Annotated in this window: 15 protein-coding genes and 1 tRNA gene; 4 read left to right on the forward strand and 12 right to left on the reverse strand. The window is 69.8% G+C overall.

Translation table 11 applies throughout. The features are described 5' to 3' along the window. Nucleotides 1-175 precede the first annotated feature (175 nt). A complete protein-coding gene (locus ABZS71_RS10245) occupies nt 176-1,045 on the forward strand; it encodes a YceI family protein (protein WP_356208768.1) in 870 nt (289 codons plus the stop codon). Between the two features lie 88 nt (nt 1,046-1,133). On the opposite strand, the gene ABZS71_RS10250 is transcribed toward ABZS71_RS10245, so the two are convergent. The 6 genes from ABZS71_RS10250 to ABZS71_RS10275 form a co-directional block, all read right to left on the reverse strand. Beyond that, on the reverse strand, nt 1,134-1,928 hold the full coding sequence (locus tag ABZS71_RS10250) for a TetR/AcrR family transcriptional regulator (RefSeq protein ID WP_356208770.1): 795 nt from the start codon (nt 1,926-1,928) through the stop codon (nt 1,134-1,136). A gap of 77 nt (nt 1,929-2,005) precedes the next feature. Next, nucleotides 2,006-3,532, reverse strand: coding sequence for an MFS transporter (locus ABZS71_RS10255; protein WP_356208772.1), 1,527 nt, complete (start codon nt 3,530-3,532; stop codon nt 2,006-2,008). 84 nt (nt 3,533-3,616) lie between these two features. Continuing rightward, nucleotides 3,617-5,875 carry a glycosyltransferase family 39 protein gene (locus ABZS71_RS10260; protein ID WP_356208857.1) on the reverse strand — a complete coding sequence of 753 codons (2,259 nt, stop codon included), beginning with the start codon at nt 5,873-5,875 and terminating at the stop codon, nt 3,617-3,619. 53 nt (nt 5,876-5,928) lie between these two features. Next, nucleotides 5,929-7,227: a bifunctional glycosyltransferase family 2/GtrA family protein gene (locus ABZS71_RS10265; protein ID WP_356208773.1), complete on the reverse strand. Its 1,299-nt coding sequence runs from the start codon at nt 7,225-7,227 to the stop codon at nt 5,929-5,931. Nucleotides 7,228-7,253: 26 nt separating this feature from the next. Then, nucleotides 7,254-8,990, reverse strand: a complete 1,737-nt coding sequence (locus ABZS71_RS10270; RefSeq protein ID WP_356208858.1) for a HAMP domain-containing sensor histidine kinase — start codon at nt 8,988-8,990, stop codon at nt 7,254-7,256. 92 nt (nt 8,991-9,082) lie between these two features. Then, on the reverse strand, nt 9,083-9,820 hold the full coding sequence (locus ABZS71_RS10275; RefSeq protein WP_356208775.1) for a response regulator transcription factor: 738 nt from the start codon (nt 9,818-9,820) through the stop codon (nt 9,083-9,085). A gap of 221 nt (nt 9,821-10,041) precedes the next feature. On the opposite strand from ABZS71_RS10275, the gene ABZS71_RS10280 reads away from it, so the two are divergent. After that, complete coding sequence (locus tag ABZS71_RS10280; RefSeq protein ID WP_356208777.1) at nt 10,042-10,920, forward strand: LLM class F420-dependent oxidoreductase; 879 nt, start codon at nt 10,042-10,044, stop codon at nt 10,918-10,920. 47 nt (nt 10,921-10,967) lie between these two features. Here the strand turns inward: ABZS71_RS10280 and ABZS71_RS10285 are convergent, their stop codons facing one another. Beyond that, nucleotides 10,968-11,846: an amidohydrolase family protein gene (locus tag ABZS71_RS10285; RefSeq protein ID WP_355849865.1), complete on the reverse strand. Its 879-nt coding sequence runs from the start codon at nt 11,844-11,846 to the stop codon at nt 10,968-10,970. A gap of 181 nt (nt 11,847-12,027) precedes the next feature. On the opposite strand from ABZS71_RS10285, the gene ABZS71_RS10290 reads away from it, so the two are divergent. After that, complete coding sequence (locus ABZS71_RS10290) at nt 12,028-12,654, forward strand: hypothetical protein (RefSeq protein WP_356208779.1); 627 nt, start codon at nt 12,028-12,030, stop codon at nt 12,652-12,654. A 65-nt stretch (nt 12,655-12,719) separates the two neighbouring features. Here the strand turns inward: ABZS71_RS10290 and ABZS71_RS10295 are convergent. From ABZS71_RS10295 to ABZS71_RS10310, 4 genes are all read right to left on the reverse strand, one after another. Beyond that, nucleotides 12,720-12,793 (reverse strand) — tRNA-Met (locus ABZS71_RS10295). Between the two features lie 903 nt (nt 12,794-13,696). Continuing rightward, a complete protein-coding gene (locus tag ABZS71_RS10300; RefSeq protein WP_356208780.1) occupies nt 13,697-14,710 on the reverse strand; it encodes a methyltransferase domain-containing protein in 1,014 nt (337 codons plus the stop codon). Next, complete coding sequence (locus ABZS71_RS10305; RefSeq protein WP_356208781.1) at nt 14,668-15,582, reverse strand: radical SAM/SPASM domain-containing protein; 915 nt, start codon at nt 15,580-15,582, stop codon at nt 14,668-14,670. The genes ABZS71_RS10300 and ABZS71_RS10305 overlap by 43 nt, the downstream gene beginning before the upstream one ends. 663 nt (nt 15,583-16,245) lie before the next feature. Then, nucleotides 16,246-16,446 carry a hypothetical protein gene (locus ABZS71_RS10310; protein WP_356208782.1) on the reverse strand — a complete coding sequence of 67 codons (201 nt, stop codon included), beginning with the start codon at nt 16,444-16,446 and terminating at the stop codon, nt 16,246-16,248. Between the two features lie 836 nt (nt 16,447-17,282). On the opposite strand from ABZS71_RS10310, the gene ABZS71_RS10315 reads away from it, so the two are divergent. Then, on the forward strand, nt 17,283-18,449 hold the full coding sequence (locus ABZS71_RS10315; protein WP_356208784.1) for a helix-turn-helix transcriptional regulator: 1,167 nt from the start codon (nt 17,283-17,285) through the stop codon (nt 18,447-18,449). A 449-nt stretch (nt 18,450-18,898) separates the two neighbouring features. On the opposite strand, the gene ABZS71_RS10320 is transcribed toward ABZS71_RS10315, so the two are convergent. Next, nucleotides 18,899-19,303 carry a hypothetical protein gene (locus tag ABZS71_RS10320; RefSeq protein ID WP_356208786.1) on the reverse strand — a complete coding sequence of 135 codons (405 nt, stop codon included), beginning with the start codon at nt 19,301-19,303 and terminating at the stop codon, nt 18,899-18,901. Between the last annotated feature and the right edge of the window lie 182 nt (nt 19,304-19,485).

Below are 19,485 nucleotides of genomic sequence, written 5' to 3' on the forward strand. Positions count from 1 at the left end.
GGCCGGGGCGCGCGACGAGCGGAGACGCGCCCCGGCCCGGACCGGGACGGCGGAATCCCGCCGGACTGGAACCCCGGGCCCGGCGGCGGTGTATTCAAGGCAGGGGACGGCCTCACACCGCCGCCGGGTCCGGCGCGGAAGGCCAAGCAACACGGGAGCGGGAGCGAGAGGCGGCATGACGACCACAGGAGCAGGAGCAGGCGGGGGAGCGGGGCTGCGGGCCCGGATCCGCACCCGCGACGGATGGGCGGTCCAGCACGCGGTGCTGACCGTCACGGATATGACGGGCGCCCAGGTGCTGCGCGCGCAGGCCGCCGAGGACGGTTCCGTGCGGACCGAGGAGCCGCTGCCGGCCGGTCCGTACACGGTCATCGCCACCGCGGTCGGCTATGCGCCCGTCGCGTCGACGGCGATCGTCACGGCCTCCGGGCGCGCCGAGCTGGGCACACTGGTGCTGGCCCGGCAGGGCGGTGTGGAGCTGCCCCCGCCCGGGGTGTGGACGCTCGACCCGGCGCATTCGACGGTGGCCGCGGTCGCGCAGCATCTGGGGATCTCCAGCGTGTACGGCCGGTTCACGGAGTTCGGCGGGCGGATCGAGATCGCCGAGGACATCGAGAAGTCGAGGGTCGAGGCGGTGATCCAGGCGGCCAGCATCGACACCGGAAACGGCATGCGGGACGGCCATCTGAAGTCGCCCGACTTCCTCAACATCGAGCAGTACCCGGTGCTGAGCTACCAGAGCTCGCATCTGAGCGCGGCCGGCGCGGACCGGTGGACGGTGCACGGGGAGCTGTCGATGCACGGCGTCGTCCGGGATGTGGATCTGGATCTGACCTATCTGGGCACCGGCCCCGACCCGTGGGGCGGGGTGCGGGCGGCCTTCCGGGCCACCGCGGAGCTGCGCCGGGAGGACTTCGCGATGCACTACAACCAGGTGGTCGCGGCCGGTATCGCGGCGATCGGCACCACGCTGCGCGTGGAGCTGGCCATTCAAGCAATTCAAGGGGGTCAGGCGGTGCAGGGCGAGGAGATTCCCGCGGGCTGAGGGCCTGGAGGAGCCTCAGGCCCTGAGGGGTCTGAGGGGCGGGCCTGACGGTCCTCGCCCGGTGACGCGGGGACGCGGGCGCCCCGGCTCAGCCCTCCCGGGCAGCGTCCCGCAGGGCCTCGATCCCGGCGATCGCGCAGTCCAGCGCGAAGGTGAAGTCCCGGTCGCGCATCTCCTCGACCGTGTCGCCGCCGCGGGCCTCCATGATCTGCCGTGAGTCCTCGAACTCCGGCCGGTCGTCGACCATGCTCATCACGTCGTTGAACATCTCGTCCTGGGTGACGCCCGCCGCCCGGCAGCGCGCGGCGAAGCGGCCTTCGATGGTGCTGAAGCCATAGACGAACTGGTAGACGAGGGAGAGCGCGCTGGGCAGCTTGTCCATCGGCAGACCGCTGTTGCGCATCACCCCCTGGGCGGCATTGGAGAACGCCATCGAGTTGGGCCCGATATTGAGGTACTCGCCCAGCAGGGCGGGCAGCCAGGGGTGTCGGACCAGTGCCTGCCGGTATTCGGAGGCGAGTTGGCGCAGCTGCTCGCGCCAGTCCCGTGGCTCGTCCCCCGGATGCTCATGGCCCTCGACCGGCCCGACGGCCTCCCTGGGCAGCGCGATCTCCCCCATGGCGGCATCGAGGGCGAGTTCGAGCAGATGGTCCTTGGTCTCCACGTACCAGTAGACCGACATGGCGGTGACCCCGAGCTCCGCCGCGAGCCGCCGCATCGAGAACCCCGAGAGGCCCTCGGCGTCCAGCAGCCGGACCGTCGCCGCGACGATCTTCACATGGTCGAGCCCGACCGGCTGCTGATCGGCCTTGCGCTTGGGGGCCTTGCGCTCGGAGAGCCAGACACTGGACCGCGGACGGATGACACGGCTGCCGGTTGCCATGGCGCGCTCTCTTTCTCCGATGCGCTGACGCCACGTACCTGGGGACACAGTACGCAGCGGGTCATACATGTCCGATGCTATGCCGCCGGGGCCGTCTTTGAAGATCGTTCGGCCCGGCTGAGCAGCAGCGCGGCCAGCACCCCGCCCGCCAGTACGGCCACCGCGCCGACCAGCTGGCTTGTTTCGACGCCCGAGGCGAAGGCGTCCGCCACGGCCGCCCGGTCCTCGGGGGTACGGGCCGCGGCGACGGCGGCCGGAAGCGAGCCCGCCCCGGCGGCGGCCGAGGGCAGCAGCGAGGCGAACCGCGAGTTCAGCACCGCGCCGAGTACGGCGACACCGAGCCCGTTGCCGAATTCGGTGAGGGTGCCGTTGACCCCCGCGCCCACGCCCGCCTTATCCGGGGGGATGGCCGACATGATGGCGGTCGCCATCGCGGGCATGGCGAAGGCGATCCCCATCCCCATCACCACCAGCCCGATCAGCATCCCGCCATAGCTGTGCGCACCGAGCGTCGCGATGGCGGCGAGACCGGCCGCGAGCAGCCCCATCCCGGTGACGATCGTCAGCGGAGGGCCGAGCTTCGGAAGCAGCCGCGCGCCGACACCGGAGAGATTGAGCACGACGATCACCAGCGCGAGCGGCGCGGTGCGCAGCCCCGCGCCCAACGCGTCATAGCCGAGCACGAACTGCAGATGCTGGGTGAGGAGGAAGAGCGAGCCGCCCATGCCGAAGGCCACGAGGATGCCACCCGCGACCGCGCCCACGAACCGGCGGTTGCGGAAGAAGTGCATATCCAGCATCGGGTACGGGATATGACGCTCCCACAGCGCGAAGCCGGTCAGCACGACGACGCCGACGAAGGCCGACAGCAGGACGCGGGTCGAGCTCCAGCCGTGCTCGGGCCCGGAGATGATCGCGAAGACGATTCCGGTCATGCCGACAGTGGAGAGCAGCGCACCGAGCAGATCGGGTCGGTCACCCGTCGGATTCCTGGACTCCGGCACCAGCCAGACGACGGCGGCGAGGCCGACCAGCGCGACGGGGATATTGATCAGGAAGATCGACCCCCACCAGAAGTGCTCCAGCAGCGATCCGCCGATCAGCGGACCGGCTGCGAAGCCGAGGGAGCTGACCGCACCCCACAGCCCGATGGCCCGGGTCCGCTCGGCCTCGTCGAAGACCTGCACCACCACGGCGAGCGTCGTGGTCATCAGCAGCGCCCCGCCGATCCCCATGCCCGCGCGGGCGGCGATCAGCTGACCGGGCCCTTGCGCCATCGACGCGGTGAACGATCCCACGCCGAACAGGGCGAGCCCGGCGACCAGCATCTTCTTACGCCCGTAGCGGTCGGCGGCGCTGCCCGCGGTGAGCAGGAGTCCGGACTGGACCAGCGAATAGGCGTTGATCATCCACTGGATGTCGGCGGTGCGCGTGTCCATCTCCCGGGAGAGGGAGGGGACCGCGACATTGAGGATCGTGTTGTCGAGCAACACGGTGAGCTGAGCCAGGCAGATGACGGCGAGGATCAGCCAGCGCTGGGGGTGGCCGCCCACCGGCCGATCGGGCGGGGCGGCGGGAGCGGTATCGGCGGTCGAGGCCGGCATGGAGGTCTCCAGGGACGCTTGTACGGCGTATGGCTACGCGTTCGCCATACACCGTACAAGCATTGTTTTACGACGTACAGGGAATTACCCCTTCGACGCCTTCGAGGACGCCTCCGCCTTCTGTGTGAGGTCGTAGAGAGTGGTGTTGCCCACGGTGACCTTCTTGTGGTTCGCCTCGATCCAAGAGGTGATCTTGGAGGACGTGCCCTTGCTGCCGCCGCCGGGACCGCCGCCCATGCCAGTGCCCGAGGAGAGGAAGTAGTGGATCTTGCCCTGCTTCACATACTCCTTGAACTGGGCGAGCGTCGGGGACGGGTCACTGCCGTTGAAGCCGCCGATGGCCATCACGGGCCTCTCGGTGGCGAGCTGATAGCTCGCGGCGTTCTGCGAGCCGATCGCCGCCGCGACCCAGGTGTAGTCGCCGGAGTTCTTCTCCAGCTTCGCCTTCACCGTGGCGTTGACCTGCCGGCCGCCCAGCAGCCCGCCCATACCGCCGCCGTCCCTGCCACGCCGACCGCCTTCGCCCATACCGCCGGGCATCATGCCCTGCGGAGTGCCCTGGGCCTGGGCGCCGTTGCCGTTGCCGTTGCTCTTCTGGCCCTGGGCGTTGCCGTTCCGCTGGGATTGGCCGCCGCCCGGGAAGGCGCCGCCGGGGAAGGCGCCGTTCTGGCCGCCCTGCTGACCGCCTGGCTGGCCGCCGCCCGTACCGCCGTCCGGCATGCCCTGCTGATTGCCCTGGCCCTGCCGGCCCTGCTGTCCGTTCTGCATCCCCGGCGGGCCGCCCATCCGGCCGCCGCCGGGACGGCCGCCACCGCCGGGTCCGCCCATACCGCCCGAGACCACGGGACCGGCCGTCACGATCGAGCCGCCGTGCGGGGTGTCGACCGTGTTGAGCGAGTACGCGACCGGCCCGGCCAACGCCGCCGCGAGGCCGAGCCCCGCCACGCCCAGGGCCGGCGTCCGGCCCAGCCGCGCCGCCGGCAGCAACCCGACCGCCGCCGCGAGCCCGGCGATCAGCACCGCCCAGCGCAGCCACGGATGCCAGTCCGCCGACCGGCCCAGCAGCACGTACGACCAGATGGCCGTGGTCGCCACCGTGACGGCGAGCACCACCGAGGCGGCCACCACGCTCGACCGCCGCTCCCACAGCAGCGCCGTGCCCATGCCCGCGATCGCCGCGATATACGGGGCGAGGGCGATGTTGTAGTACTGGTGGAAGATCCCGGACATAAAGCTGAAGGTCACGAAGGTCATCAGCAGCGCCCCGCCCCACACCAGGAACGCCGCGCGCTGGGGATCCGTCCGCTTGGCCTTCCAGGTCAGCCAGATCCCGGCCGCCAGCAGGATGAACGCCGCGGGCAGCAGCCAGGCGATCTGACCGCCCATGTCGGAGCTGAAGAGCCGGCCGATACCGGTCTCGCCCCACATGCCCCCGCCACCGCCACCGCCACGCGGACCGCCGCCGCCGACGCTGCCGGTCTCATTGCCGTTGATCCGGCCGAGACCGTTGTAGCCGAAGGTCAGCTCCAGGAAGCTGTTGTTCTGCGAGCCGCCGATGTACGGCCGCGAGGACGCCGGCCACAGCTCGACGATCGCGACCCACCAACCGCCGGAGACCACCATCGCGAGCCCCGCGAGCAGCAGTTGGCCGATCCGCTTGCCGAGCTTGCCCGGGGCGCACACCGCGTACATGATCGCGAGCGGCGGCAGGATCAGCCACGCCTGCAGCGTCTTGGTGAGAAAGCCGAGGCCGAAGCAGACGCCGGCCGATACCAGCCACGTGGTCCGCGAGTCCTCCAGCGCGCGCAGCACGCAGTAGACCGCCGAGACCATCAGCAGACACAGCAGCGCGTCGGGGTTGTTGAAGCGGAACATCAGCGCCGCGACCGGGGTGACCGCGAGCACCGCGCCCGCGATAAGCCCGGCGGCCGCGCTGAACCTGCGCCGTACGGCCGCGTACAGCACCCCGACCGTCGCCACACCCATCAGCGCCTCGGGGACGAGGACCGCCCACGAGGAGAGGCCGAAGAGCCGCACCGACAGCGTCATCGGCCACAGCGCGGCCGGGGGCTTGTCGACGGTGATGGAGTTGGCGGCGTCGGAGGAGCCGAAGAAGAACGCCTTCCAGCTCTCGCTGCCCGCCTGCACCGCGGCCGAGTAGAACTGGTTGGCGTAGCCGGACGCGCCCAGGCTCCACAGATAGAGCACCGTGGTCACGGCCAGCAGCGCCCACAGCGCGGGGCGCGCCCAGCGCGGGTCCTCCGGCCGGCCCCGCCACGCCCGCGCCGGCCGCGAGCCACTGGGGGCCCGCGGCCCCACCGCGTGGTGCGCGGCCGGGGGCATGGGGGGCGTCGGGGGCGGCGGTCCGGCTTCCCGGGTGCCGTGGTCGTAGGTGGTCATCGGGTGTTCCTCGGATTGTCGTCGGTGGTGGCCCCGCTGTCCGACGGGAAGACCCAGGCCCGGAAGAGCAGGAAGCGCAGAACGGTCGCGGCGAGGTTCGCCGCGATCAGCACGGCCAGTTCGGTGCCGTGCGAGGGGGTGCCGGGGGCGGTGTCGAGGGCGGCCAGGGAGCCGCTGGTCAGCGCGAGGCCGATGCCGAAGACGACCAGGCCCTGCGCCTGGTGGCGCACCGCGCGGTCCCGTCCACGTACGCCGAAGGTGAGCCTCCGGTTGGCCGCGGTGTTGCCGAGCGCCGACAGCAGCAGCGCCGGCGCGTTGGCCACCTGCGGACCCGTACCGAGCCGGAAGAGCGTGTAGAGCAGCAGATAGACGAGCGTGCTCAGCGCGCCGACCACACAGAACCCGACGAGCTGACGGGCCAGCCCGCCCGGCACTCCGCTCAGCTCGCGGTCGCGCGGATCGTCCCCGAACGGGCGGCGCACCCGGTCCAGCGGCAGCGCACCGGTCGCCAGCGCGCGCCCCACCCGCCAGACGCCCTTGAGGTCATCGGTAGCCGTCAGCACGATGTGCACCGTGCTGTTCGGGTCGTCGACCCAGTCCACCGGCACCTCGTGGATGCGCAGGCCCGCCCGCTCGGCCAGCACCAGCATCTCGGTATCGAAGAACCACCCGGTGTCCTCGACCAGCGGCAGCAGCCGCTCGGCGACATCCTTACGGATCGCCTTGAAGCCGCACTGGGCGTCGGAGAAGCGGGTGGCCAGACTGGAGCGCAGAATCAGGTTGTACGCGCGCGAGATGAACTCCCGCTTGGGGCCGCGCACCACGCGCGAGCTGCGCGCCAGCCGCGACCCGATCGCCAGGTCCGAGTGACCGGAGATCAGCGGCGCCACCAGCGGCAGCAGCGCGTTGAGATCGGTGGACAGATCGACGTCCATATAGGCGAGCACGGGCGCCTCGGACAGCGACCACACGGTGCGCAGCGCCCGGCCGCGGCCCTTCTGCTCCAGCCGGACCGCCGTCACCTCCTCGAGCGCGTCGTCGAGAGAGGCCGCGACGTCGGGCGTGCGGTCCGTACTGGCGTTGTCCGCGATGGTGATCCGGAACCGGTAGGGGAACGTACGGGCCAGATGGTCGTGCAGCCGTCGCACGCACCGCTCGAGGTCCGCCTCCTCGTTGTGGACGGGAACCACGACGTCGAGCACCGGACGGCCGCGGTCGACCGCGACATGCCGGCGCGCGGCCAAGGTCTGCAGGGATGTCTCGGGCGGCGCCTCGAGAGGGGTGTCGGTTCGCATGAGGCCGACACTCGCGAGCGGCGCTGTCACCGCTGTGTGGTCAGCCTGTGGCCTGCCTGTGAGTGCGTTACGGACCGGTGAACAGGCAGATGAACGCCGAAGACGGTGCGCCCCGGAACGCTGTCCACCGTCACCTTGCCGTCGTGCGCGGCCACGACCGCGTGCACGATGGCAAGGCCCAGTCCGGTGCTGCCAGCGGCGCGGGAACGCGAGGCGTCACCGCGCGCGAACCGTTCGAAGACATGCGGCAGCAGATCGGGCGGGATGCCCGGTCCGTCGTCCTCGATCTCCAGCGAGAGGTACGAGGGCGGCTGCGGGGGTCCGAAGGAGCCGGTGCGGGCGCCGTACGCCATGACGTACGGCGATCCGTACGGCGCCGCGTAGGGCGAGGCCGCGGAACGGGAACCGGAGCCGGAGCCGGAACCGGAACCGCAACCGGAGGCGGAGGCGGAGGCGGAAGCCGACGCGGACCCTGGCGCCGGGCCGTACGCCGCCGGGCCGTAGGAGAACCCGTGGGGCGCCGGATACGGCGTGGGGTACGGCGACGCCTGCGGCCCGCCCCACAGCACGCGCGCCGTGACGATCGTTCCGGCCGGGGTGTGCGTACGGGCGTTGGCGAGGAGGTTGACGAGCACCTGGCGCAGCCGGGCGTCGTCGCCGTATACGAGCGCGGGTTCATCGGGCAGCTCCAGCCGCCACTCGTGGTCGGAGCCGACCGCCCGCGCATCGCTGACCGCGTCGACGACGAGCGGTGAGAGATCCACTTCCGCGCACTCCAGGGGCCGGCCCGCGTCGAGCCGGGCCAGCAGCAGCAAGTCCTCGACAAGACCGGTCATCCGGCCGGCCTCGGACTCGACCCGGCCGAGGGCATGCCGGGTGTCCGGCCCGATCTCCTCGCGGCCACGCCGGGTCAGCTCGGCGTAACCGCGGATCGAGGCGAGCGGCGTCCGCAGCTCATGGCTGGCGTCGGCGACGAACTGCCGCACCCGCGTCTCGCTCTCCTGACGGGCCGCGAGCGCCGACTCCACATGGCCGAGCATCCGGTTGAGCGCCGCCCCGACCTGGCCGACCTCGGTGCGCGGATCGGCCTCGGACGGCGGAACCCGCTCACGCAGCGCCACCTCACCGCTGTGCAGGGGGAGTTCGGCGACCCGGGTCGCGGTCGCGGCCACCCGGCGCAGCGGGCGCAGCGAGATGCCGACCATCGCGGCACCGGCGATCCCGGCGGCGACCAGTCCGGCGGCTGCCACACAGACCTCGACCAGGATCAGGGCGTTGACGGTCCGCTGGGTCTGGCTGAGCGGGGAGGCGAGGATGATCCCGCCCTCCACCCGGTCCCACTGGGTGACGACGCGGTAGCTGCCGAGGCCGGGCAGGCCGACGGTATGCACCTGACGGTCCCGCGGGACGGCCGCGAGCGTCTTCAGCTGCCCGTTGGTCAGGGGGTCCACCCGGTCCTCGGGGTCCAGGTCCGACGTCATGGGCGAGTCGTTGCTCTTGCCCGACCTGGTGATGGAGCCGTCCTGCCCGTAGCGCGCCCCGACCGTGCCGATGGGCTGGCCGGGCGACGCGACGAAGAGAACGTCGGTGCGCCGCCGGCTCTCCCCGTCCGGCTTGCTCAGGAAGCGCCCGACGGACGAGCGCAGGTCGCTGTCCACCTGGCCCTGGAGATACGACTGCAGGGCGATGGTCGTGACCGTGCCGATCACCGAGCACACCACCGCGATCAGCGCCACCGCCGAGACGACCAGACGGGTGCGCAGCGACCAGGGGCGGCGCGTGGCGCACTGAGCGCGCCGGGCATGCGCGCGCCCCTGGGACGACGGGTTCGGCGGGGCCGGGTGCGCCACGGTGGCTACTCCCCGGGCTTGATCAGATACCCGGCGCCACGCCGGGTGTGGATCATCGGGCTGCGCCCCGCGTCGATCTTGCGCCGCAGATACGAGATATAGAGCTCCACGACGTTGGCCTGGCCGCCGAAGTCGTAACTCCACACCCGGTCGAGAATCTGCGCCTTGCTGAGCACCCGGCGCGGGTTGCGCATCAGATAGCGCAGCAGCTCGAACTCGGTCGCGGTGAGGTGGATCTCCTGGCCCGCGCGCGACACCTCATGGCTGTCCTCGTCCAGCACCAGATCCCCGACGGCCAGCACCGATTCGCTGCGCGCGGCCGCCGCCCCCGACCTGCGCAGCAGTCCGCGCAGCCGGGCGACGACCTCCTCCAAGCTGAAGGGCTTGGTGACGTAGTCGTCGCCGCCCGCCGTCAGCCCGGCGATCCGGTCCTCGACCGCGTCCCGCGCGGTCAGGAACAGCACCGGTACGTCCGGCAGCTCGCGGCGCAGCCGCCCGAGCACCGTGAGCCCGTCCATATCGGGCAGCATGATGTCCAGGACGACGGCGTCCGGCCGCAGCTCGCGGGTCGTCCGTATCGCCTCGGCGCCGTCTCCCGCGGTGCGCACCTCCCAGCCCTCGTAGCGCAGTGCCATCGACAGAAGGTCGGCGAGCGCCGACTCATCGTCCACCACCAGCACCCGGACGGGGCTCCCGTCGGGCCGCAGCAGCTCGGTACGCCCATGGGGCGAGGTCGCCATCATGCTGCTCACCTTCCGGCCGCGGTCTGAGAGCTCCCTTTCGGCTACCTGTGAATAGCCTGAGAATCCTGTGCGGGGAGTGAAGGGGGTGTCACGGGACGGGCTCGGCGAGGAAATACGGCCACCGCAGGCAGTACGGCCACCGGCAAGGCAGTACGGCCGCCGGCGAGGGAATACGCCCACCGACAAGGGAATAAACGAAAAGATCCACCGGTTACCATCGTATGGCTTCTCATTCCGCACTAGGCACGATCGGCATCTGGACCGCGGCGCTCCGCTCGACCGATCCCGCGAGACACGCGGAGGTCAGGGAGGCGGCGGCCGAACTCGACGCGCTCGGGTACGGCGCCATCTGGCTCGGCGGCAGCCCCGCACCGGACGAGGCCGGCTTCCTGCTGGACGCGACCTCCCGGATCGGCGTCGCGACCGGCATCCTCAGCATCTGGGACCATGAGGCGACCTATGTGGCCGAGCGGTTCGCCGCCATCGACGCGGTCCACGACGGCCGCTTCGTGCTGGGCCTCGGGGTGAGCCACAGCAAGCTCGTCGACCGGTACGCACGGCCCTATTCGGCGATGCAGGACTACCTCACCGCGCTGGACTCCGCCCCCACCCCGGTCCCCGCGTCCCGCCGGGTGCTGGCCGCCCTCGGCCCGAAGATGCTGAAGCTGGCCCGCGACCGTGCGGCCGGGGCGCATCCGTATCTCGTCACGCCCGAATTCACCGCCTCCGCGCGGGAGATCCTCGGCGACGAGGCCGTCCTCGCCCCCGAGCTCAAGGTCGTCCTCGACACGGACCTCGACCGCGCCCGTGCCACGGCCCGCCACTATCTGTCCTTTTACCTCGCATTGCCCAACTACACCAACAATCTGCTCCGGTTGGGCTTCGAGGAGAAGGACTTCGCGAACGGCGGCAGTGACCACCTCATCTCGTCCGTCTTCGCCTTGGGCGACGAGGAGGCGATCCGCCGCCGCGTCGACACCTTCCTGGCCGCGGGCGCGGACCACTTGGCGGTCCAGGTGGTGACGGCGGACCCCCGGGGCGCCATCCCCCGGGCGGAGTGGCGCGCCCTGGCCCCGGCCCTTCCGTTGCACGGGAACTGACTTCCGCCCTACGGACCCCCGGGCCGCGCGCCCGGGGGTCCGTACGCTCACAGACCGAACAGGCGCGCCGCGTTCCCGTAACAGACCCCGCGCAGCCACTCCTCGTCCTGGCCCACCCGCGTCAGCGCCTCCAGCGCGTGCCCGTACCCGTACGGGATATTGGGAAAGTCGCTCCCGAACAGCACCCGGTCCCCCACAGCCGCCAACCGCCCCCACTCGGCCCGTGGAAACGGCCAGTTCTGCTCGGTGAAGTCGGTGAAGGCCATCGTCGTATCCAGGTGCACTTCCGGGTACCGCTCCGCCAGCTCCAGGAAGTCCGTGTACTCCGGCATCCCCATATGGGCGATGATCAGCCGTAGCCGGGGATGACGGGCCAGCACCCGCGCCACCGGCTCCGGCCCGGTGTGCTTGCCGGGCGCGGGCCCCGAACCGCAGTGGATGACGACCGGCGTGCCGCTCTCGGCGAGCAGCCCCCACACCGGATCGAGCAGCGCGTCGCCCGGGTCGTACGCCCCCACCTGCACATGAGCCTTGAACACCCGCGCCCCGCCCTCCAGCGCCGTGCGCACATACCGCTCCGCGCCCGGCTCCGGGAAGAAGGTCGCCGTGTGCAGACAGTCGGGCGTACGGGCCGCGAAGCCGGCCCCCCAGTCGTTCAGCCACGCCGCCATGTCCGGCTTGTGCGGATAGATCATCGCGGTGAAGGCCCGTACCCCGAACCCCCGAAGTACGGCGAGCCGTTCGTCCTCCTCCTCGCGGTAGGTGATGTGCCAGGGGATGCCGACAAGCGGCTCGACCGCGTCGAAGTACGCCCAGACCTTGTCCAGTACGCGCTGAGGCATGAAGTGGGTATGCACATCGATCAGTCCGGGCAGCCCAAGCCCCTGCCAGAACCGCTGTACCGATATCGCGGCGGGATCACTCATACGGGTCACCGTAAGACCCCGACGCCCCGCATTGCTACAGCCTCGTCTCAGCATCGCTGCGAGTTGATCACAGCCGGGACCAGGTCTTTTGTCGCGCCCATGATGATCTGCGGTAGCAAGATCACTCCATGCTTCCCGGCCTGCCCACGCCGCCGGCATCGACCACCACCAGGGGACGCCCGTGCACAGCAGACCGATCCGCGCCCGAGCCGGGACCGCTCTCGTCTGCGTGCTCGGCATCGCCCTCCTCACCTCCGGCTGCGAGGACGACGACACCGCGTCCGCCCGGCGACAGCCCGCGGTCCAGGCGGACCGTGCCGACCGGGCCGGCGGCGGCGCCGCCGACAGCGACGGCGGCAAGACGCTCCCGCTCGGCGAGGCCACGTCGATCACCTACAAGCGCGGCTCGGACCATCTGCGGGGCACCCTGCGGGTGACGGCGGTGAGCATACGAAAAGGCACGCGGGCCGAGCTGACGCAGGCGGGCTCGCACTCCGACGCACGCACCACGCATCCGTACTACGTCACCATGACCTTCGAGAACACCGGTGACAGCTCCCTCCACTACCCCTTCCTCAACACCCCCACCGGACTCGAGGACACCAGCGGCGTGGACGCCCAGCCCCTCATCACCGCCGACGACGGGGTGAAGCCGTGCCGGGGCAAGGACCCGGACGACTTCGCCGCCGGCGCGAGCGCCACCCTGTGCAAGGTGTTCCTGGTGCCCAAGGGCGAGCGGCCGTCCGTGGTGACGTACAGCACAGGCGACGATACGAAGCGGCCGGTGCGCTGGAAGGCGGCACGCTGATCGCGGTGCCGCGGAAACGACCGAGGGCCCGGCACTGAAGAAGTGCCGGGCCCTCGATACCTGAGTAGCGGGGACAGGATTTGAACCTGCGACCTCTGGGTTATGAGCCCAGCGAGCTACCGAGCTGCTCCACCCCGCGTCGTGTTTGTAACCTTACGGCATTCTGCTCGCTCAGGGAAACCCATGATCCGTTGTCTTACTTTGCAACGGCACGGTCCCAGCCCCGCTGCGAGTGGATCTTCCCCGCCGCCCCAGCCGTTTGTCACGGCCATGATGAACCGCAGCACCGGCCGTACCGGCCGTACCGGCCACACGCGCCGCACACGCACCGCCGCCGCCTCCTTTGCGCGGCCGGCATCGCCCTCTCCGCCACCGCCTGCAACGAGGACCTCGCCCAGGACGGCGGCAGCAGCGAGTCACCCGCCAAGAACCAGCAGCCGTCGGCCTCGGCGAGCAAGGGGACGGACCAGGGCGACCAGGCCGGGGACAAGGGCGTCAAGGCCGCCGGCAAAACCGCAACGGCGGTTACCGTCAGCGCTGATGTCATCACATACGCCAGATGCCCCTTCCGATGATCGGAAGGGGCATCTGTCCTGGTGCGCGCTCGGCAGGTTTCGACCCTGCAACCTCTTGATCCGTAGGTTCGGGCAGGGTGCTGGCGCGGGCCTCGGCGGCGGTCCGGCCCGGTGCTCGCGGCGGACCGTTGGCGGATGCCATGCGCCGTCGTTGCCGTCAGCGTTGCCGTCATCCTTCGCCATAGAAGATCCACACGGGACTGATCGCGCGCCGCGAAAACGACTTTCAAGAGGGCTGTAGCCAGGGTGACGGCTCCATCCCTGACCTGCACGAACGGCCCCTCTGCCTGGCCGATACACGAGGCGTGGTCCACCAGTGGTCCACAATCTCCAGGCTCGGGTCCGGGCTAGTCGATCTTTGCCGCCCACCGCCCTCTCGACAGGTGGCAGACGCCGTCGGGTGTGATCTTCACCCGGCTGCCGTACAGCGAAAGCCCGCCCTCCGCACTCTGCCGGTTACGGATGCGCTACAGCTCATCCCAGAGACGACGCGGGCCGCCCTGGTGCACGGTGGGCGGGTCCGTCCGTTCGGCCGATGCGCGTGCCCATGATCCGTCAGCGTGGACGAGGTACGCGGTGCACCAGGGTCCGTGCCGTTCGTAGTCCAGCTCAACACCGGGAACGGTGATCTCCAGCATGGATCGCAGCTCCCACGCATTTTCTACGTCCACCACCGGATACCGGCCTATGGAAACCTCCTCTCCGTCGTGGTCGCGTGCCGTGGCGAGCAGCTTGGTCAGGCCCGGTTCGTAGTCGGGGCCGTGGCGCGAGGGCATGAATCCGGCCCAGTCGCGTTCGAGCTGTCCGACCGCGCCACCGTCCTCCGTCTTCCACGCGGTGAGGATCAGCGAGGTATTCGCGATGGTGGTGACCAGGCGTCCCCCGGTGCGAAGTGCGCTGAGCCACGATGCGGGCAGGGGCCGGACTGAGACCGTGGCAATGATCCGGTCGTAGGCCCCTGGGAGGTCGCTCGTGGCGTCTTGGGTGTAGATCATGGGATGGAGCCCCATGGCGGCCAGGCGGGCCCGTGCGGCGTCGCAGAGGTACTGGTCAATGTCGACGCTCGTCACGTTGTGGTCGCCGAATCGCCTGCTCGCGTAGGCGGCGAGGCCCCCGGCGCCGGTGCCGATGTCCAGCAGGTCCATGCCGTCGGTGAGCCGTCCGTGGCGCAGCATCCGGACGACGAGTCCCGGGTGGGTCGCCGATGACGTCGGCCGCCCCTCCGTACGATCGCTCGGCTCTGCGTGGTCGGCGTGGAGTGCGCCCACGCGGGTGATCAGGGACATATCGCTGTACGCCGTACGCATCCACGCCCCGGGCACGGAGGCGCCGTCGCGGAGGATCCACCTCCCTTCGCCGTCGTGCTCCCACCAGCGAGGTACCAGCTCATGCCGGGGGACGCTTGCGATGGGTTCGCGCCAGCGTGAAACGGGGTCGGTCACCTGGTCGGCGAGCTGGGTGGCGTGTTGTTCCCAGTCCATGTCTCGACTCCCTGGTCGTCGGTGGGCTCGCACGCGTTGTTGGAGGGGTCGCACGCGTCGGAGTCGTCCGGCCCGCACGCGCCCAGGCGGGGCCTGGGGATGCTGTCCACGGCCGCCTTCCACTCGGGGCTGCTGAAGATCTCCGCGAGCCGCTTCTCCCGGACGTTCGCGCACGGCATGAACCGCGAGAGCACGCACAGGGAAAGACTGCCATCCGGCAGCACCGCCGCCCGGCCATCCCCGCACCGGCCGCACAACTCGGTGACGCTGGGGATGGTGGTCGCCGCGCGTCCGACAGCGCGCACGCGGTCGGTACCGATCCGCTTGACGCCGAGGGAGACCAGTTCGGCCCGCGCCTCTGCCACGCGCTGTCCCTCGTTGACGTGCACGATTCCGGCGCGCAGGGGGATGCCTCGGCGTACGGCCTCGGCGATGTTGGCGCGGGTCCGGTGGTAGCCGCCCTTCCGCTGGGTGATCTCGTCGTGTTCCTCGGGACGGTCGCTGTAGTAACTGGTGCCCAGCGAGACGCCCTCACGGGTGAACACATCCCACCACTGCGGCCGGACGTGGAAGAGGTTGCTGTAGACCTCCACCTTGCGCCCCAGACGCAGGGCGAGGTCCACGAGTTCGGTCCAGTGCGGGTACAGCGTCGGCTCCCCGCCGATCAGCTGGATCGTCGCGATGTCCAGTGCGGCGGCGTCGTTGATGACCGTCCGCCAGTTGTCGAGGGTCATGGTGCCGTGTGTGCCCTGCGGGCTGGACTCCGCGAGGCAGTGGGTGCACGTGAGCTGGCAACCGCCCGTGATCTCCAGCTCCAGAAGATTGATGAGCCCTGCGAGTGCCGGAACCGGACGGTCATCGATGGCGGTCATGTTGCTGTCACTCCCTTGTTGGGGTTGCGATTGCGGACACGCTCTGGATCGGTCTCCGATGGGGCGGAAGCCCCGCCCGGCGCTACGGGGGAACGACGCACGGGCGGGGCTCGCGAGGGGCTACGCGAGAGGCCCCTCGCCTCGCTCCGGTGAAGTGGGCTCACACGAAGCGAGGGATCTTGGGTTCAGCCGACGTCGTGCCGACAGGGGTCTTCGCAGTTGTCGTCACAGACATGTGTGGTCTGCCTGACGTGTCGGTCGGCCAGGTGGCCCTGGCGGGCAGCCGGATCGCTGGAACCGCGGGTGTCCTTGGCCGTCTTGGCTGCCTGGATCGTGTGCCGGGCCCTACTCATGTACTTCCTGCTCCTCGTCGCGATTGGTGTGGAACCGCCCGGTCAGATGGGTTGCAAGCGCCACTGCCGGGCGGGGCTTGTCAGAGGTCTGCGGTTCACGGGATCCACTTGGGCCAGCGACCCCCGGAGCAGACGATGCAGGCGACCTTGCCTGTGTCGACGCAGGTTCGGCACCCTCCGGCGAACCCGGCACAGTCGGGGCACCGGACGGTCGCCCATCCCACGCAGTAGCCGCAGTACCAGCGGCGGCCCTGGCCATCGACCCATGTCGGCTCGGACCTGGGCGGCCGTCTCGATGACGGCGCGGCGGTCACCCAGGCGGCTTCCCGTGCCGTCTGAGGTCGGCCAGGTGGGCCTGAATGCCCTTGCTGAGCGTGTCAGCCATGGACTCCAGCTCATCCAGCGAGGGCAACGCACGCTCCGCCTGGTCGGCCGACTGGTCCGACTGGTCCGACTGGCCCGACTGGCCCGTGGTCTCCGGTGTCTCGTCCGGCGCGGCGCTGGACGTCATCGCAGCCCCAATTGGTCCTGGCGCTGCTGCGCCTCCGGGCACGGCACACCCGTGCGCTCCCAGCACCGGCACGGTGGGAACTGCAAGGGGTGGCGCCTCCCGGGGCCGTCGTCGCGTCGTACGAACACGCCCCTTCGACTGCTGCCGCCGATCAACACGAGCGCGCTCACGCTCGGCTCCCTTCCTGATGGTCTCCGCCAGTTGGAGCAGCCGTCGGCCGGACGATGCCTTCAGCGCTCGCTGCCCGCGTCCCGCTGGACGGCCCCTCATCGCCTTGGCTCCCGCTGTTGAAGGGAGAAGGGCGGGACGTACGGAGGCGCTGGATCGGTGTCCCAGAAGATCGGAACCCGCAGGTGAGCGGGAACACGGAGAAGTTCGAGAGTCGGCTGATCGATGTATGAAACAGATCTCCCGCGCCACGTAGCGATGCGGCCTGCCTGAGGTGGCATCCGAACCAAGGGAGGCCCAGTCGCGGCCGGTTGCCCCAGCCCCTCGGGGATGACGGGTGTCGGTGCAGGCAGGGGCCCTATGCGTGGGGCGCCGGTAGCGAGGTAGGCGGCGCTGTGCCGTCCTGGCTGTCCGCCAACCAGGTCCAATAACGTCCGCGGCAGCCGTTTCGCCGGTCGAGCGATCCTCTTCCTCACGTTGGCGCTCCCCTCAGCGTTGACCATGACCCCGGCGGGTGCAGGTGCCGTCGGGCTGTCTCGCTCTCAGTAGTCAGTCAACGACGGATCGGTGAGTCGAAAGTGCCCAAGAAGTGCACAAGCGCCGGGCTGCGGGTAGTCGGCCCTGAGAGACTGGCGAACAAAGCACTCTCAGCGGGAAGAGCGCAGCTCATGGAGACAGAGACCGTTAGCCCGGGCGCGAATGTCGCGCGTCTTCGCAAGGAGCGAGGTTGGGGCCAGGACCACCTGGCGCGGCGAGCTGGCATGTCCAAGTCACAGCTTGGCAAGATCGAGCGTGGCGAACGTGCCCTCAGCCAGGTGATGGGCGCTGCCCTCGCTACTGCGTTCAACATCACGCTGGACGAACTTCTCAAACCCGCTCCCGTCCAGCCCGGGGACGAGGACAGCCTTAATTCGCTTCGCGCAGCCATTCGACGTTTCGACCTTCCTCAGGGCCCGCCAGCCGAGCAAGCGGCTCTAGAACATGAGGTGGCTGAGCTACTTCAACTGCGAGATGCCGCAGACCTCACGCTTGTGACCCACAAACTCCCTGAGGTTCTGTCACGAGTGCAGGACTCCGCTCATGCGACCGGCCAGCCGCAAGACTGGGGCAGGGTGGCCGATGTCTATAGCACCGTCTATTGGCTGGCTGCACGGCACCGCTGGATGACATTGGCGGAACTGGCCGTAGCAAGGCAAAAGCAAGCCTCGGAACGAGCCGACGCTCTATCCCTCGCCATTGCCGCGCGTGATGAGGCCGGTACGTTCCTCAACGGCGGAGACTTCGGCGGAGGATTGGCCGTCATTGACCGTGCGGTGGTCATGGCTGAGACGACTCTGACGGGCCGGGACCGCCATATCGGCCTGGGAATTCTCCATCTCAGGGGAATGACTCTCGCCGGGCGACTGAGGGACGTGACGACAGCTCAGCGCCATATCGAGGCTGCGTGGCAGGCTGCCGAATTCGTCGGAACGGACCTGAACGTGCGTGGGATGCTCTTTGGCCCGGATAACACGGCCACCCACGTGATCGCGACTGAGACCGACACGGAGCAGTATCAGGACGCGGTGGCAACGGCTGCCGATCTGTTCAGGGAGGGCACTTCGCTGCCACCAACCCGAATCGGCCCGACTCACATGAATGTATCGAGAGCAAAGCTAGCCCTCAAAGATCGGGATGGAGCGCTCGACTCGTTGGTCGATGCCTGGGAAGTGGCCCCCCAGATGGCCAAAGTCCACCCGACGAGCCAGGAACTCGGCCGTGTTCTGACCCATCTCCACAAACGAAGCAACCCGAAGCTCAACAAGATTGCCAAGAAAGCCGGGATCAGGCTATGACCGGCCCGTCGTCGGGCGGTTGTCCGCTCGGTTTGGGCTGAATCTTGCGATGGCGAGTTCCCGCTGCTTCATACCTCGGAGCGGTGGGGGCTCTTTGCATGATGGCGCGGTGCTGGGTGGTGCACCTTTTGCACGCGGCCGGCCGGAGAGTGTTGGGGCGGTGGCCTGCCCGGTCTGGGGTCGGGCATGGTCAGGGGGCCGTACGCTCGTTGGCAACTCGGGCAGTCTTTGGACCTGCCCGCAATGAGCACGAGTGGCCCCCTGGCCTTGCCCGATGAGGGACCCGGACCGGGGAGGTGCCTCAAGACTCGGAGGCCGACCGCCACCAGCCACCGACCCCGGGCCCGTCTGATGGCGGCACCGCGGTTTTCGGCTAACGACAAGCTGGCTGTGCGCCACGAAGCGACCGTGCTGGTAACCGCGATCAGCGAGTGCTGTGACCTGCGATGTCAGCTCAGGCTGCGGCGTGCGACGGCGAGGAACTCCGCCTTGAACGGCTCCAGGCGCTCGGCCAGGCTCGTCCCGTCACCCTCCTGCCAGACCGCCTGATTCAAGGCGCGGGCGTAAGCGGTCGTCGGTGCGTGAAGGCCGGGCGCGCATAGCAGTTCGACGCCGTTCTCGGCTATGCGCAGACCGTCCATCGCTGGCCTGGCCGTCCGGTACCACTCATCGCTGACCTCCCACTGGGATGGTCGTGCATGAGCCACACCCTCGGCCTCCAGGGCGAACCGGATGAATTCCAGCACGGTCCTGATTTGCTCGGCACGTCGCTCCTCCGCCAGCGCCGCAGCCCGTCGTTGTTCCTCAGCCCGGTCGGCCGCCCGCTGCGTCGTGCGCTGGGTCAGATACGTCAACGCCCCTCCCACAGCCACACCGACCATCGAAACCACCGGCGTCCACAGATCTCCTGCCATGGCCGACTACTACCAGCACCTGCCCACCGACCGCTGCCGATCTTGCGAGGCGGACACGCTCGCCCCAGAACGCCGTGCTGCCCCGAGATCCATTTCCGAAACACGCCCCTAGCGGGCCAGTT

The organism is Streptomyces sp. NPDC005393 (genome assembly GCF_040606675.1).
GTDB lineage: Bacteria > Actinomycetota > Actinomycetes > Streptomycetales > Streptomycetaceae > Streptomyces.